Genomic DNA, 15,998 nt, shown 5'->3' with positions numbered 1-15,998 from the left:
TCCCTCTCCCATATCTGGGAGAGGGATTTAGGGTGAGGGCGAAAACTACGGTTCTAAACTTAGATGAGGTTTATAATAGTTAAACGTAAATATATTCCAGAAAAACTTTGATAATTAATTTTCAAACTTGTTACAAAATCCCTCATGTAGAGTATAATAATTAGGTTGGATGTAAGGGCGGGTGGCGAAATTGGTAGACGCACCACACTCAAAATGTGGCGGCCTTGCGGTCATAGGAGTTCGATTCTCCTCCTGCCCACTACTAAATAAGTAAATAAAATAGAGAGGTGAAAAATTCATGCGCCTGAAAAGATGGGAATCCCCCCGTAAAGAAGGTAGGAATGACAAAGGTAGAGGCGGTTCTGCCAGGAAGCGGCAACTCAAAAAGCAACGCCAAATGTTACGTCAAAAACTTAAAGAAGCTAACAAGCCAGACAATAACAAAAATAATCGAACAGGGGAAGATAAGCTTATCTTCCCTTTATTTTTTGGGCTTTTATCTCTTAAGCAAATACTTACGTATCAAAAATCGGCAAACTGAGTGTCTGGTATCTAGGTTACCTACGTAAATTAACCACGTAAAAAATAGTACTTGCAAATAAAGTTTATACTAGGAATTTATCGTAATTGTAATGCTTGCATGAACCAATCAAAAATTAATTATGAAGAAAGTATGAATTTTGTCAAACAGCATCTAAAGTTTCTAGCTTAAAACAGTAAGCTAAGACACAACGGCAAATAATTATAGTATTACCGATTAAACTAAAAGCATATTAAAAAGGCAATTGCACCTCCATGTGTTAACTTCCAACGATGACACAAGCCTATAAAAAGTCAGGAGTCATCCAATCTGAATTATTCAATATTCGGAATGGTCTAAGCAATATGGATTTTTTTCTTGGACACAGGAGTTATTGATGGTGGCAAGAGTGCTTCTACCTACTAAAAAAGTGCTTGATTTCCCTATTACTGCTTTACGTTTTGACGACCAGGTAGAAACAATACTGAAGTGGGCGAATAGGCGTGAGAGTAAAACTGTATACGTAGCTAATGTACACATGCTCATTGAAGCTCATTGGCATCCACAGTTTTCCACCGTATTACGAAATGCAGATATAGTTACTCCTGATGGTATGCCTCTTGTATGGATGATGCGAAAAATGGGGGCTATTTACCAAGACCGTGTGGCAGGGATGGATATTTTTTTAGCATTGTGTCAGCGAACTCAAACACAAAATCTCAGTATTTTCTTTTTAGGTTCCCAAACAGAAATTCTTTCTAGGATGCGAAACAGGTTAGAGCAGGAATTTCCTCAAATGAAGATTGCAGCGATGGAACCTTTACCTTTTCGTCCCCTGACTGAAACTGAAGACGAAGCCTTGGTTCAAAAAATTAATTCTAGTGGTGCTAGCGCCGTCCTTGTGTCTCTGGGATGTCCTAAGCAAGAAAATTGGATAGCTCAACATAAGGGGAAGATACAAGCTGTAATGATTGGACTGGGTGGAGTTTTCCCAGTTTATGCAGGAATTCACAAGCGGGCACCCCGCATAGTTAGAGACTTAGGACTTGAATGGCTGTATCGATGGATTCAAGAACCACGCCGACTTTGCGGCCGCTATGCTAAGACCATTCCACTATTTATATGGCTGGCTACCAAGCAACTACTATCATCAAGTCGGATTGCAGCAGTTTTTCTTCACGAAACTGGGGATTAAGGAAAAGGAATTACGATCGCAATTCCTTTGCCCTTAAAGTGAGTTCGACAATACAGCCAAGTGTTGATTTAAGGGTTCACCACAAAGCCATGAAATAGTCTAAGTGTAAGGATTCCGACCAATCAATGTTTTGCCGTAAAAATCCATTATCTGAAATAAACTATTAAAGTACTTGACACAAACCCAGGATTAACTGCTATATTAACTAGAGTAAAGTCGATGGGGCGTAGCCAAGTGGTAAGGCAGCGGGTTTTGGTCCCGCCATCCCTAGGTTCGAATCCTAGCGCCCCAGTATATCTAAAGACAGGTTGTTATGCCTGTCTTTTAGAGTTTTTATTAGATTAGTTAAAAATGCAACTCAATCTATCCGATTATTATAGAGGTTACTTATCAGGCGATTTAAGAGCTTGATCTAGAGTTTGCCGAGCCTGTTCTGCTTTAGAACGCGCTTCTTGATAACGCACATTAGCTTGGGCGAAATTTTTGAGGACTTTAAAACCTTCCTTGAGTCGAGTAATTTCCTCTTCAGTCACCGAATCGTCGGTGAACAGAACATCAACCGCTTTGCGAATCTCTAACGCTTCATCTCGTGACTCTTGAACTTTCAGCTTGAGTGTGGCCAGGTTGCTTAGAACCTGGACAGCTTGTGTAATAGTATCCTCGCCGCTAGCAATATCAATAGTTGACTCTTTGACCTCAATTAATTGTTGAGGGCCAAATCCTTCTTCCAGTTCCGTGGGTAGCTTACCTGCATCCATCAGTTCCATCAACTGATCCATTGCTTTATCACGGGCTTTGGCTGAATCTTTTCCAGAAACAGTAAGGATAATTTCTGGACTTTGAGCGAGAGTATATTGAACCATATTTGAGCAGAAAATTTGCTGGTTAACCAAGCTGAGGCAAACTATTATAACATGTTCCGTGTCAGGTTGTTTGTTGGTTTATCTATTTCGGTTTTGGGCTGCCAAATTGATGTAATTTCATGCTTCATTCCTACCCCTGCTAAGTCGAGCAAAATAAAACTTTATACTTATATAAAAGGGGAATAAGTTTCAACAGGAGGGGAGAGCAATGGCTCCCAATCCCACCATCATGCAAGCTGTGGAAAAACTGGGCTACCGTGTCACCGTTGGTGATGTGGCAACCCAGGCAGGATTGAACGTTGCTGAAGCTAATCAAAGCTTGTTAGCCCTAGCATCTGATGCTGGAGGACATTTGCAGGTAGCGGATTCAGGTGATATAGTTTACCTTTTTCCACACAATTTTCGATCAATTTTGCGTAATAAATACTTCCGGTTACGATTGCAGGAATGGTGGAAAAAGGTCTGGAGTGTTCTGTTTTACCTGATTCGCACTTCTTTTTTAATTTTCTTAATTGTTTCCATCACCCTGATAATTATTGCCATCTACATTATTACTACCTCTGCCAATTCCGATCGCAACGGCAACAATCGGGGCAGTTATTCTGGCGGTGGGGGTTTCTTTTATTTTCCAAATTTATTCTGGTATCTTAGCCCAAATTATGATAATCACTACCAGGAACGGCGACGTGAAAGCAGAGAAGAAAGCAATCTGAATTTCTTTGAAGCTGTGTTTTCGTTTTTGTTTGGTGATGGAAATCCTAACGCCAACTTAGACGAACGTCGCTGGCAAGAAATTGCTACGGTGATTCGGAGCAATCGTGGCGCAGTGGTAGCAGAACAAATTGCCCCATATTTGGATGATATTGGCGAGGGATATGCAAGAGAGTATGAAGATTACATGCTGCCCGTTCTGACGCGATTTAATGGGCAACCAGCTGTAAGTCCAGAAGGGCAAATTGTTTATCACTTTCCAGAGTTACAGGTAAGTGCAGTTAAAAAGCGCCGTCATGCAATATCACCTTACTTGGAAGAATTTCCTTGGCGTTTTAGTGCCGCAAGTTCCGGGCAAATTATGTTGAGTGCGGGGTTGGGGGCACTAAATTTTGTTGGTGCTTTAATACTGGGAAGTTTGTTGAGAGATGGCACTGTTGCTGCCCAATTAGGTGGACTGGTAGCTTTTGTGCAAGGAATTTATTGGCTGCTATTGGCTTATGGAGCAGGTTTCATAAGCATACCGTTATTGCGTTATTTCTGGATTCGGTGGCGTAATGGCAAAATAGGCGATCGCAACCGCTCAAGGCTTTCCCGCTCAAGGCTATTGGCAAGTCCTGATGCACCTTTGCAACAAAAAATCGACTATGCTCAACAATTTGCCCAAGAAAAAGTCATTAGCAAGGAAGATTTAGTCTATTCAAGCGAAACCGATTTACTAGACCAGGAAGTTGAGCGTTCTGCACAAATTGATGCTGAATGGCAACGGCGCTTGGAACGTGGGAGTGGGGAATAGGGAGGAGGGGAGCAGGGGGGCAGGGGAATAGGGAGGAGGGGAGCAGGGGGGCAGGGGAGCAGGGGAGGATGAGGGAGATGAGGGAGTGAGGGAAGAAAAAATAACTAATGCCCAATGCCCAATTCCCCATGCCCAATGCCCCATGCCCCCTTCCCAATCTTTGATTACTTCGCCTGAATTGGTGTTAGGGCTACACCTTGATAATAATGTCCCAAAATTTGCAGGTGGTTTACTCCTTGCCGAGCCAGATTATACGCCCCCCACTGACTCATACCTAAAGCATGACCGTAGCCAAGTCCTTGGAGTACAAAACTACCATTGGCTCCCTTAGTAACTGTAAAGCGGGTACTTTTTAGCTTGAGGGCTGTTCGCACTTCCTCGCCCTGTAGCACCTTCGTACCCTTGTTGCCAACAATTTTCAAGACTTTAACACTGCCAAAAGGCGAGTATGTCCCTGGAGTCATCGCCGTCACACTGCCCACTCCAGGAAATTTAGCGCTAATTTCACTGGGCGAGAAGGTTTTCACCCAATTACACTCGCGGATATTTTGATCGTAGTCTTGAACAGCACGTAAGTAAGGCTCGCTGCTTCCCCAAACATCTTCTACGTTTTCGGTGTGTCCCCCAGAACAAGCGTGGAATACTGAGAGAATAATCCGGTTTTTGTAAGTTAGTACCTGCCCTAGTGTGGAATCCACTGCGGCGTAAGTAGCAGGAGCCTCACTGATGACACCTTTGTAAATTTGCCAACGATCTGGGGTATTACCTAAATCGTAGACGGGATTATTCCGTTGTTTTTCACGTTCGTAGAGAGCGTAAGTGCGGGCTGCGATCGCTTGGGCTTTTAAAGCTTCTTGGGGCCAGCTAGCATCCATTTCGCCACCGAGAACGCTATAGAGATATTCTTGGTCATCAACCCAATTGACAGCCGTTAAGCCTTTTTCTGTGGGGACAACCAGAGTTCTACCACGATACCAGCGATCGCCAATATAAACGAATCCTTTACCTGTTGGCTCAATCCAAAATAAACCTGACTGCCATTTATCTAAAGCGACTCCACCAGGTATGGCTTGGGCATAATATGCACTCATCGCTGGCAACTGTCCGAGAGTCCGTCCGGTACTATCCTTGACGATCCCAGTGGTAGAACTACCCACTTTTACCTGATTAACCCCCCTCTCAATTGCCACGCGCAGAATTACAGACGCTTGGGCTGGGGCAACCAAAGCAATCCATAAGAGGACACTTACCCACCAATGACGTACTTTAATCTGGGAAAATAAAAAGCCTAAGTAAAGTTGGAATTTCATGCTGGTCATCTAATCACACTAGTATTTAATTGACGCTCTGGATTATCACGTCTACTACTTTAAGATGAGACACTTCTCCAACGCAGGAGGTTGCCACCTCCTACTAATTATGCATTTTGCTTTAGCTATCAGCTAGAAATCTTTAATCCAAAATTTAAAATTCGGTGAAGGAGTCAGTAATTTTACCCTTTAGCAACTGTTCTAAGCAGTAATGTTACTGATAATCTTTAACTTTTTTTTCTCGAACTTACACTTGTCAATCTGTCAATATTTGGTTCGTGGACTACTAGTTTATCCTTAGTTTTCTCACCTTTCAACAAAAAATATATACCGGAATTTATAAGGTAAATGTGTAATTAGTTATTTTTCAGTAAAAATACTCAGCTATTAAGCAAGTTGCTAGATTTAAAGTAGTTAGAAGAAGGCTAAGTGCTAATAACTTTTTCGGACAACATACTGGACTTTTAAACTGTAATTTAGTATCAAGTATAGTTCCAGTTTTGGAAGCTGAGATTTTGGTTTGAGGTTTAGCATTGCTATTCCTAAACTCTTTTTATGATTGTCTAAAATTGATTATTCGCAGCACTAAACTAGGCATTTAGGAAGGAAGTAATTCATGTCTGAGCAAAAATTTGTTCTCACTTTTGATGGTGTGAACGATCGTGTTGAATTGTCTAAAGGGTTTTCCTCTATTGAAAAGGCAATCACCATCGAATTTTGGGCTAAAGGAGAAAATAGTCTCGCACAACAAACCAGTATTTTGGAGGCTTGTAACGCTCAAAATACCCGCGTTTTGAATATACATCTGCCTTGGAAACACAACGCAGATACCCGGGTTTTTTGGGATGCGGGTAATCAGAATGGCTACGATCGCATTGAAAAACCAGTCCAACTCACTGATTACAATGTCTGGACTCATTGGGCTTTTGTCAAAGATGCTGTCACCGGAGAAATGTACGTTTATCAAAATGGGAAAATTTGGCATCAAGGCAGTGGACAAAAGAGATCGTTAGCCGGAATTCAAAAATTTGTTATTGGTGCTGCGGCCAATGCTACTAACTATTGGAAAGGCTCTCTTGCAGAATTTCGGATTTGGAATCAGGCCCGCACTCAATTAGAAATTGAACAGCAGATGAATCGCCGTCTAGTAGGTAGTGAACGAGGATTAGTTGGTTATTTTCCCCTAAATGGAGATGCCAACGATCGCACTATTGCTGGCAACAATGGCAAACTCTACAAAACAACTTGGACGGAAGCAGAACTCCCTGTCAAGCTGGAAACTCAGCAACAATCTGTTCTCTCCTTTGATGGCAAAGACGACTATATTTCCTGTGGTAAGGGGCAAAGCTCTGACAAGGGGCCGAGGTTTCTCAATCTGACTCAAACATTGACTTTGGAAGCCTGGGTCAATTTAGGCTCCTACCAAGGTGGTGCGATTTTTACCAAGCAATATAATCCCGCAGAACCAGACAAACCAGGTCAACCTCCTTTGGATAAGGCGGCCATTTTCTATGGCCTCTTCATTGAGGAAAGTACAAAACTGCCGATGTTTATCTACTCCACGAAAGATAAACGCAATCTGGTTTTCGGGGGAACTACCAAGACAGAGATTGCCCTTGAAAAGTGGTATCACCTGGCTGTGGTTGTCAGTAATCAGCAAGTCGAAATGTTTGTCAATGGAGAGTCTCAAGGTGCGGTTAAAATCGAAGGGGCGATTGCCGACAACTCCGACGCAGACTTATTGATTGGCAAACGTCATGTCGATAATTCCTATTTTGCAGGTCAACTAGCAGAACTCCGTATCTGGAACATCCCTCGCACTGCCGCCGAAATCAAAGCCAATATTTCTCGCCGTTTAGAGTCCATTGAACCAGGATTGGTTGGCTATTGGTTACTGGAAAAGGGTTCAGGGGAAATAGCCTACGATTCTTGTTTTTCTGACAGCTTTGGCGTTATTGCTGGCGCGACTTGGAGCAAATCTAAGTTGCCGATGCAGATTCTCAGCCGCAAAGAGAAATTTAGCTATGCTGGTAAAATTGGTGATATTCGTGCCTTAGACGCTTTTAAACCGCTTCCATCTGAAGTACACCCATCAGCACGCTGGCTGGCTAATTTTTATCAATCAGCCTATGGTTTGGGAGGAGCAACCAAGGATGTCTTAGTACCGCAAGTCTTGATGGAAAATGGCGGCGACCTGACTAAAATTCCCGCCAAACTCCCAGCCAAACAAATTGCGACTGCCCCGGAAAATCTGACACGTCTGCGTCCCGATAAATACAGTGATGAATTTTTTGTAGAACGCCGTCTCAATGGCTTCAACCCCGGTCAACTTAAGCGAGTGCAAAACCAGCCCTGGCAATATGTCATTCGCTATGACATGGGTGGCATTCAAAAAATTGACCCCCACGGCATTTTGCCGAAATTGATTGAAGCTCGCTTCTGTTTAGAAGGGCAACAACTAACCCCCCATTCCATCGAATACACCCTCTTCGGCGAAACCCAAATCCAAACCCAACGCCCCAGCGATCAAGACTGGGAATGGGCTAAAAAACTCTTCCGTTGCACCGAATTTCTCTACCACGAAACGGGAATACATCTGGGTCGTCTCCACCTGAATATCGATCAGTATGCAATGGCGTTTTACCGTAACGTCATCAACAATCCGATTCAAAAGTTACTCGAACCCCATCTGGAAATTGTCCTGAATATGAATACACGGGGTGTGTTTGCCATTCTGGGATACAAAGACAAGGACGGCAAGGATGTGGATGGTGCTGTTACCTTTCTCTCCTGTGTGGATGTTGACAATATGTATGTCCTGATTCGCCAGGAATTGAGTAATATGACCTATCGGAATGGTAACCCGCGATCGCAATTTCTCGCCGATTACGTTACCAACAACCACTTTGATCGCAGTGCATCCACGATGTGGCGGATCATTACTGACTATGTGAGTCGTTTCTTTGCCAACAACCGTGCAGGCATTCAAAGTTACTGGTCAGAAATTGTCGGTATGTCTGAAGACCTTAGCGCCAACAGCATTCTGAAAAAAGAATTGGGAACTCTCGATATCAAAACCATGCAAGACCTCCAGGATTTGTGTGTTTATGTGATCTATAACAGCACTTTCTACCACTCCTGGGTCAATAACAAGCAATTTGAAGATGCTGGCGACGTTGATTATGTAACCATGAGTGCGTGGAAAGACACTGACCCCCTACTGGCTACCAGACACGCTAAACAGATATTGTCCATGCAAAACCTGACGGCAGTTCGTTGCAACTTGATTATGGATGTGGGACCTGCTGAACTCAAGGAGGCAATCTGGAAACAACGCGCTCAAATTGAACCAGGACTTCCCCTGGAGAAGCTGACGATGAGTATCAGCATTTAGCAGATTTATTGCGTAATTCCAAAAGTCTCACTTTTTTCAGAGGAATTATCCGGGGAAAAAACCCGATTTAGGCGATCGCATCGAAGCCATTTTCTATCCAGATTTTAGAGGTATTAAACATGACTGTTTATGAGCAAAGAAAGGCAAATCAAGAAAAATTCATCTACGCATCAAACATACCCATCTTTGATGTCACAAAACCCCTTCCCCCGACTGTGCTACCAAGCACCAAATGGCAGTACAACTTTAAGGTCAGCTTGTACGGTCTAGGTGGGGTTCGTCAGATCCTCACTGCCCCTAACCTCAAAAGTGGGGGAACTGAGCTTAATACTGTCTCCTACCTGACACCCAATCTCACCCGTTTGCGTCCCGATAAATTTAGTGATGAATTTTTTGTGGAGCGTCGTTTGAATGGTTTCAGCCCGGGTAAGCTGAAGCGAGTGGAAAATCGACCCTGGCAGTATGTTATTCGTTACGACTTTAGTGGCGTGAGCGTTGATGCCAACGGGATTTTACCCCAATTCATTGAAGCCCGTTTCTGTCTAGATGGACAACAACTTCATGTCCACTCCATTGAATTTATTCTCCACGGAGAGACGAAGATCCAGAATCTTAGTCCCCGCGATCAAAATTGGGAATGGGCAAAAAAACTTTTCCGTTCTGCCGAGTTTGTGCTGCACGAAACCGTAGCTCATTTAGGTGGTACTCACCTAAACATCGATCAATATGCAATGGCCTACTACCGGAATGTGGTCAATAACCCGATTATTGAATTGTTAGAGCCACATTTTGAAGGCTTGCTGTCAATTAATCAGCAGGGTTTAAGCGAATTAGTCGGTTCAGAAGCTAAAGAGGGTGTTGTTCCCCAATTAACCGTCCTAAATTATCAGGATACTCAAAAAATTCTGGTAGAAGGATTGAAAACCCTTACCTATCGCAATTGGAGTCCGCGATCGCACACACTGCCCGATTATGTCGTCAATAATCATTATGACCGAGCAGCGATCGCCTTCTGGCAGATTATCAATAAGTATGTTAAAGACTTTTTTGATCAAAATCAAGCTGGTATTCAACAATACTGGTCTGAAATTGAAGCCATGTCTAAGGATTTAGCTGCTCACTCCATTCTCAAACCAGAGTTAGGAACATTAGACATTAAAATCCTACAAGACCTGCGCCAAATGTGCGTTTATGTAATCTATATCAGCACCTTCCAGCATTCTTGGGTGAATCACAAGCAGTATGAAGATGGCGGGGACATTGAGTATGCAACCTTGGGTATGTGGAAAGAGAATGACCCGATGACGGCTGCTAGAAATGGCAGACAGCTATCAACCACCTTGAATCTTACCTCAGTTCGCCATAACCCGATCATGGGCGTGGATCAGCCTGTTGCTAACAAGCTCAAAGAAGCACTCTGGGAAAATCGGGAAGAAATCGAACCAGGAATTGCGATCGACACAATTCTGATGAGTATCAGTATTTAGTGTCAGTCTGAAAATACACTGATTTCCCTTTCATTTATAGGACTTACGCACACTCTACGATTGTTGGCGTTCTTGGTGTCTTCTATGCGAGATGCACGTAATCTTGCAAAGAAGCAAGCTATGCGTATCTCGTAGAGATGGCGGTATGCCTCCGGCACGCTACGTGAAGGATAAATTAAGCTTTTTGGCAATTTTTGCGTAAGTCCTAATTCAGTTCAAAAAAACACAAATTCTACTCGTGCAAGCGTCAAACTCATTCTTGACAAAATAGGACACAATATGGTAAGCAATTTACAATCCGAGTCTACTACCGCGACAATTGGCGATGTCCTGAAGTATGGCGACACCATCTATTTACAGCACATGAACGGCGACTATGTGACTCAATTTAGTAAGGGCAAAACCAATCGGTATCATTGGCCCAAGCTCGGCAAGAATAAAAAGCTCGGCAAGAATAAAAAGCTGGGCGAGTCTAACAATATAAAGTTGCAAATTCTGGGAGATTCAACCGGTGAGCTAACTGATGGTGCAGTGATCCGACTGAAATCCACAGAATCGTTGCCGAACCAGCACAATGTCTTGGGTTCCTGGGTAGATAGCCATGATTGTTACTATTGGAGCGATAATTTCCACACTAAAAAGCAGAGCTGGCAAATCAACAAACGCGATCGCAGTGGTGACAACAAAATTCGCCACGGAGACGATGTTTATCTGACTAACCTCCACTACAAAAATCAACGACTAGCTCGATGTACTCGCTACAATGGCTATATTTCTACGGCTCCCTATGCTAATGAGTGGTGGCAGTTAAAACCAGAAGTTGAACAAGAAAACACTAAAATTACTTCCGAAGGTACTTTTCTAGAAAGCGTGTTTGAGCCGAACACTCGCACCTTTAGTAAGGGAAATTTAGCTTATTTGGCTTATTTTGCCGAAGCAGCTTACAGCACCCCAGATGAGAGTAAGGCTAAACTAGAAAAACTGGGTTTCCAGATCAATGGTCATGAACATTATCTTGAATTTCCCGACACTGACACCGAAGGTCTCATGGTTGGTGATGATGAAAAAATCATTATTGCTTTCCGGGGGACTGAAAATTTGACGGATTGGATGACCAACATGAAACTGCTCAAAGCCGCCTGGAAAGTGGGAACGGTTCATGCAGGCTTCTACCAATCCCTTGAGTCTCTCTGGCCGGATGCGATCGGTCGTCTCAACAGTCTGCGTAACAATAACCAGCCCATCTGGATAACGGGGCATAGCTTAGGTGGAGCATTGGCGACCTTGGCGGGTGCAACTCTCGATCAACAGATGCCGGAATATGAAATAGCCGGGATTTATACTTTTGGGCAACCCAGGGTAGGCGATCAAATTTTTGCTCAATCCTTGGACAAAGGGATGAAAGAGCGTTTCTTTAGAGCGGTGAACAATAATGATGTGGTTCCTCGTATTCCCAGAATGAAGTTTAGTCATGTCGGAAAGCTATTGTATTTTGATTCTGATGGCAATTTGCGTGAGAATATGCTACTTTCCTGGTTGAATCGAACAGCCTGGTGGGAACGCTTGAGAGGCTACTATAAGAGTACTGTCAATTTAGAGTTGGAGTCTGACAGTGTTGGCGATCACCGCATGGGTGACTATCGCCGGTTAGCTATGCGTCAGCTTGACAATAAATAATACGATTTGCCGACAAGCTCAGAGTATTTTGCTTCATCCGACAAATGTCAGTGCGATCGCATTTAAAAACCGTTCAAAATAGGACGCGGGGAAATTAGTCTCCGCGTCTTCTTCACTCTACGATGCCAATACCTTTTGAGAATTGCTCACTTCATTAGCGATAATTCCAATTAAATTCAATTTACTCAAAATTTCTGTAGCTTGAGTCAGTTCAGTTCGCGTCACTTTGCCCATCCGCTCTACCATCACAATACCATTGCAAAAAGATGCCACAATCCTGGCATCAACCGTGCCTAAAATAGGCGGAGCATCTATCAGTACTAAATCATAACTTTGTTCAAATAACTCTATCAGTTCTTTCATTCGTTGAGAACTGAGCAACTTCACCGTGTCTTCTGGTTCCGGCCCAGCAGTCAAAATATCAATTGAAGGATGAATAGGCTGGATGTAATCTTGAAAATGAGTAGTTGTCTCATCAACCAATAACAGAGATAGTCCCCAATCATTAGATAGTCCCAGGATTTTGTGCAAGCTAGGATTATGCAAATTAGCATCAATAACTAATACCCGTCGGTGCATCCGAGTAGCGCTAGCTGCAAGCCCTAATACTAAGGTTGTCTTCCCTTCCCCTGGTAGTGCTGAAGTAAACATCAGTGACTTGAAGGGTAAGGGATATTTTAATATCTGAATATTTTGGTAGATCATATCCAGGTTCTCATGGACGGGCAATTTAGTAGTAGCTTCTATTACAGAGTCATTTGATCTCCGCCGCCTATTCCAAGGCAGTCCCAGCCACCGCTTTTTGACACCATGCGACGGCAATTTTGGGACTGTTCCCAATATACGTAGATTCGTTAGTTTCTTTAAATCTCCCGCACAATAAATAGCGTCATTAAACTTTTCCAAAATCAAGGCTACTAAAATACCTAAAATCGGACCAATTAAAGTTCCTCCAACCAAAAGGAATAATCTGTTATTCCCCATATAAGTCCCTAGAGCAGGTTCTGTCAAAACTTGCCAATTATATCCTTCCTGAGCAATTTTTAGCCCTAAAGACTGTTGCACTTGAAGGAGCTGTTCAAGGGTTTTATGACTAGTTTCTACCTTTGGCAGTAGACGATTGTACTCTGCTATTAAGCTTGGGTATTTGTTTACTTCAGAACGGAGTCGCTGTTCTGACTCAGCTAGATTCTTTTCATTGGCAGTTAGTCCCAAAACAGTTGTCTGCACCAGAATAAACTCGTCTATTAGCGTTGGATCAATCCCTACCATTTGCCCTTTTGAAAGCGGTCCTCCCTTACTGCTAGTAGTAATAGATTTCACCTCTTGTCGTAATAGCAACAATTGACTCTGGCGTTGTTGCTTTAGCTTTTGTACCGATGGATAATCATCTGTATAGCGCAGTCGTTCTTTAGCCAATGCTAGTTCAGTCTTTTGAATTTCACTCAATAATGTTTGATAACGGCTTGACTGATTTAAACGAGAAGAAATTAGTTCATTCTGCTGCGATGAAGACGCTATTTGTTGTTCTAGGTTATCGTAGCGAGCGTTTGCATCCTGAAGGTTGGCACGAGCGGTTTGTAGCTGGGTTTGAATATCGGCTAGAGATTCTAGCAAGATTTTACTTTGGACTTCAGGATCGAGTAATTTATGTTTTTTGCGAAATTGCTCCAAATTTTTATCAGCTTTACTGACCTCTTTTTTTATCTCCGGTAGGCGAGCATTTACAAAAGCCAGTCCATGATTCAGGCGTTCCTTTTGTTGTTCTTTATTGTAGTTTTGATAAACTTTTTGTAGAGCTTGAAGTAATTTTTGTGCTTTAACTGGGTCTTCATCCTCGAAAGAAACTTTAAATACTTGACTAAAAACTTTATTAGCTCCTATACCTCCCTCTTCTGGAGTTACTTCTAGAGGTGCTTTTTTGTTCTGTTTTGTTTGACCATCGATATCCGCTATGGTAATATCAGGATAATCAGAATGAACTAAATCTACGGCTTTCTGGAGAAGCTTAGAACTCAGCATGAGTTTCATCTGAGTAGTGGAATCAACAACCTGAGAATTAGTAACCTGAGTATCTGCCCCGGCTGGAATATTATTTGACTGTGCCCCTTGAGATAAATTGGAATTCACCAATATCTGCATATTGCTCTGGTAAGTGGGTTTGGCAATCACAGCCAAGAGGCTAGCAGCTGACATGACTACACAGGAAACCCCCAAGATCAGAAAGCGTCGGCGAACCAAAATAGTAGATAGTTGTCTGATGTCAACTGCGCCTTGCGCTGAAGTAGTAGTAACTTGTTGCTCTTGATTCAGACTAATCTTAGCCACTATCAAACTCCTCTAATATCGAAACACTATATTTATTTGGAAGATTTATGAGAAATCTGAAATGTTTTTTACACCTATAGGCGAAATAGCATACTTAATTATTCTTCCAACAATGACAAGCTCCCTTGGCACAATATTATGCCAAATGGCGCTTTCATGTTCATCAATTCATCCATATAAATTCTTAATCAGTGTTGGAGGAATAAATTTTTAATAAATATTTTATTGAAAGAATAAAAATCTTGACGAAAAATTAATTATTTTTCCTAAGTATTGAAGTAGAAAGTCATCTAATTTACAACACTACTATAGAGATTAAAGTTATTTTGATAACTTGTAATATAGAAAACACATTGAGAAAAATATTTAACCCATACTATTTGAGGATTTTTGATCCACTTAGCTAACCGTAAATTGTTGGTTAACTAGTTGACTTACTTGTAAAATCAAACTGCTGTTTATTTGCTGGGTGTTATAAGTTAGAGTACTAAACTCCAAGATAGAGCCTGGTTAATTTTAGATTGTAGATTAGAAGAGTTCAATAGAAAATCTAAAATCCAAAATTAAACGCCTACCTTAGTTAACTCTACCTCTCGTCGTCTAGGTACTTCATGAATCATGAAATCATAAGCCATGTCAGTGCGGGGAAAAATAGCACGGGCTTCTTTGAGGAGATCCCTCAACTCTAGGGTATTGCCAGGAGCATAGCGGGGGCTGAAATGACTCATAATCAGTCGATGTGCCCCAGCAGCTAAAGCTGTTTGCGCTGCCATTGTGGTTGTGGAATGCAAGCGCTGAAAAGCCATATCTGCATCTTGATGGGCAAAGGTTGCTTCGTGAATTAATACATCTGCATCATGAGCTAATTCCACTGCACCATCACAATAAATTGTGTCTGTACAATAGGCAATTTTCCGACCAATTTCTGTAGGTCCGCATAATTGGATGCCATCAATCACCCGTCCGTCGTCTAAGGTAACAGTTTCACCGCGCTTGAGTTGACCGTAAATACGACCAGAAGGAATTTCCAACGCTTTAGCTTTTTCCACATCAAAGCGTCCTGTCCGGTCTTTTTCGGCTACGCGGTAGCCGAAAGCTGTAATTCTGTGATGCAAATTACCGCAGCTAACGGTGAAGTTATCGTCTTCATAAATTACCCCTGGACGGATGGCATGAACTTTAATTGGGTAAGAAAAGTGTGTGTAAGAGTAACGTGAGGCGGATTGAATGTAATCATTTAATCCAGGTGGTCCGTAGATATCAATTCGTTCCACATTGCCAGCCAAGCCGCAAGTAGCAAGAAGTCCCATTAAGCCAAAGATGTGGTCGCCGTGCATATGGGTGATAAAAATTCGGGAGAGTTGACTGATTTTCAGTTCACTCCGCATAATTTGATGCTGGGTGCCTTCACCACAGTCGAATAACCACAGTTCTGCCCTTTGGGGTAATCTCAGGGCTACACTAGAAACATTGCGCGATCGCGTTGGTACACCGGAACTCGTCCCTAAGAATGTTATCTGCACAGTATTCTTTAGTCTTCCTATTGCTCAATATTGCAGCTCTATTTTCTATAGTGACACGGTTATTGATTTATTTTTTGATAGCCCTAATCAGAAAAATCAAAAACCCGCTAGCTGTTATATAAGCTAGCGGGTTTCATTAAAAAAATTATCCCTGGCATCGAGCTATTTTTGCGTAGGGCGACCCCTAAACTATC

Annotated in this window: 10 protein-coding genes and 2 tRNA genes; 8 read left to right on the top strand and 4 right to left on the bottom strand. The window is 42.4% G+C overall.

Features of this window, described 5'->3' with window-relative positions; all coding sequences use genetic code 11:
• Positions 1 to 175: 175 nt before the first annotated feature.
• From HWQ36_RS17900 to HWQ36_RS17885, 4 genes are all read left to right on the top strand, one after another.
• Positions 176 to 259: transfer RNA gene (locus HWQ36_RS17900), tRNA-Leu, on the top strand.
• A 39-nt stretch (positions 260 to 298) separates the two neighbouring features.
• On the top strand, positions 299 to 541 hold the full coding sequence (locus HWQ36_RS17895; protein WP_292705035.1) for a hypothetical protein: 243 nt from the start codon (positions 299 to 301) through the stop codon (positions 539 to 541).
• 376 nt (positions 542 to 917) lie between these two features.
• Positions 918 to 1,715: a WecB/TagA/CpsF family glycosyltransferase gene (locus tag HWQ36_RS17890; protein ID WP_292705034.1), complete on the top strand. Its 798-nt coding sequence runs from the start codon at positions 918 to 920 to the stop codon at positions 1,713 to 1,715.
• A 220-nt stretch (positions 1,716 to 1,935) separates the two neighbouring features.
• A tRNA-Gln gene (locus HWQ36_RS17885) sits at positions 1,936 to 2,007 on the top strand.
• A 91-nt stretch (positions 2,008 to 2,098) separates the two neighbouring features.
• Here HWQ36_RS17885 and HWQ36_RS17880 read toward each other — a convergent pair.
• Positions 2,099 to 2,578 carry a hypothetical protein gene (locus tag HWQ36_RS17880; protein WP_292705033.1) on the bottom strand — a complete coding sequence of 160 codons (480 nt, stop codon included), beginning with the start codon at positions 2,576 to 2,578 and terminating at the stop codon, positions 2,099 to 2,101.
• 208 nt (positions 2,579 to 2,786) lie between these two features.
• On the opposite strand from HWQ36_RS17880, the gene HWQ36_RS17875 reads away from it, so the two are divergent.
• Entirely contained in the window at positions 2,787 to 4,085 is a 1,299-nt protein-coding gene (locus tag HWQ36_RS17875) for a hypothetical protein (RefSeq protein WP_292705032.1), read from the top strand.
• Between the two features lie 164 nt (positions 4,086 to 4,249).
• Here the strand turns inward: HWQ36_RS17875 and HWQ36_RS17870 are convergent, their stop codons facing one another.
• On the bottom strand, positions 4,250 to 5,395 hold the full coding sequence (locus HWQ36_RS17870) for a SpoIID/LytB domain-containing protein (RefSeq protein WP_292705036.1): 1,146 nt from the start codon (positions 5,393 to 5,395) through the stop codon (positions 4,250 to 4,252).
• A 616-nt stretch (positions 5,396 to 6,011) separates the two neighbouring features.
• Between HWQ36_RS17870 and HWQ36_RS17865 the strand changes: the two genes are divergently transcribed.
• The 3 genes from HWQ36_RS17865 to HWQ36_RS17855 all read left to right on the top strand — a co-directional run bounded on the left by HWQ36_RS17865 (position 6,012) and on the right by HWQ36_RS17855 (position 11,953).
• Positions 6,012 to 8,789, top strand: a complete 2,778-nt coding sequence (locus HWQ36_RS17865) for a LamG domain-containing protein (protein WP_292705031.1) — start codon at positions 6,012 to 6,014, stop codon at positions 8,787 to 8,789.
• Between the two features lie 119 nt (positions 8,790 to 8,908).
• Positions 8,909 to 10,276 carry a lipoxygenase family protein gene (locus HWQ36_RS17860; protein WP_292705030.1) on the top strand — a complete coding sequence of 456 codons (1,368 nt, stop codon included), beginning with the start codon at positions 8,909 to 8,911 and terminating at the stop codon, positions 10,274 to 10,276.
• 279 nt (positions 10,277 to 10,555) lie between these two features.
• Positions 10,556 to 11,953 carry a lipase family protein gene (locus HWQ36_RS17855; protein WP_292705029.1) on the top strand — a complete coding sequence of 466 codons (1,398 nt, stop codon included), beginning with the start codon at positions 10,556 to 10,558 and terminating at the stop codon, positions 11,951 to 11,953.
• Positions 11,954 to 12,070: 117 nt separating this feature from the next.
• Here HWQ36_RS17855 and HWQ36_RS17850 read toward each other — a convergent pair whose 3' ends face one another.
• Together HWQ36_RS17850 and HWQ36_RS17845 are read right to left on the bottom strand one after the other, a co-directional pair.
• Positions 12,071 to 14,281 (bottom strand): polysaccharide biosynthesis tyrosine autokinase, encoded by a 2,211-nt coding sequence (locus HWQ36_RS17850; RefSeq protein WP_292705028.1) that lies wholly within the window; start codon positions 14,279 to 14,281, stop codon positions 12,071 to 12,073.
• Positions 14,282 to 14,844: 563 nt separating this feature from the next.
• Positions 14,845 to 15,804, bottom strand: coding sequence for a ribonuclease Z (locus HWQ36_RS17845; RefSeq protein ID WP_292705027.1), 960 nt, complete (start codon positions 15,802 to 15,804; stop codon positions 14,845 to 14,847).
• Positions 15,805 to 15,998: the final 194 nt, after the last annotated feature.

The sequence above is a fragment of the Nostoc sp. NMS2 genome, from assembly GCF_017115105.1.
In the GTDB taxonomy this organism is placed as follows: domain Bacteria; phylum Cyanobacteriota; class Cyanobacteriia; order Cyanobacteriales; family Nostocaceae; genus Nostoc.
Note: the sequence above shows the minus strand (reverse complement) of the source record. Positions and strands in the feature narration are given on the sequence as shown.

Excerpts from the sequence above, each read along its gene's own strand:
- HWQ36_RS17890 (WP_292705034.1), top strand. The coding sequence starts at position 918 with ATGGTGGCAAGAGTGCTTCTACCTACTAAAAAAGTGCTTGATTTCCCT.
- HWQ36_RS17895 (WP_292705035.1), top strand. The coding sequence starts at position 299 with ATGCGCCTGAAAAGATGGGAATCCCCCCGTAAAGAAGGTAGGAATGAC.
- HWQ36_RS17865 (WP_292705031.1), top strand. The coding sequence starts at position 6,012 with ATGTCTGAGCAAAAATTTGTTCTCACTTTTGATGGTGTGAACGATCGT.
- HWQ36_RS17855 (WP_292705029.1), top strand. The coding sequence starts at position 10,556 with ATGGTAAGCAATTTACAATCCGAGTCTACTACCGCGACAATTGGCGAT.
- HWQ36_RS17880 (WP_292705033.1), bottom strand. The coding sequence starts at position 2,578 with ATGGTTCAATATACTCTCGCTCAAAGTCCAGAAATTATCCTTACTGTT.
- HWQ36_RS17860 (WP_292705030.1), top strand. The coding sequence starts at position 8,909 with ATGACTGTTTATGAGCAAAGAAAGGCAAATCAAGAAAAATTCATCTAC.
- HWQ36_RS17870 (WP_292705036.1), bottom strand. The coding sequence starts at position 5,395 with ATGAAATTCCAACTTTACTTAGGCTTTTTATTTTCCCAGATTAAAGTA.
- HWQ36_RS17875 (WP_292705032.1), top strand. The coding sequence starts at position 2,787 with ATGGCTCCCAATCCCACCATCATGCAAGCTGTGGAAAAACTGGGCTAC.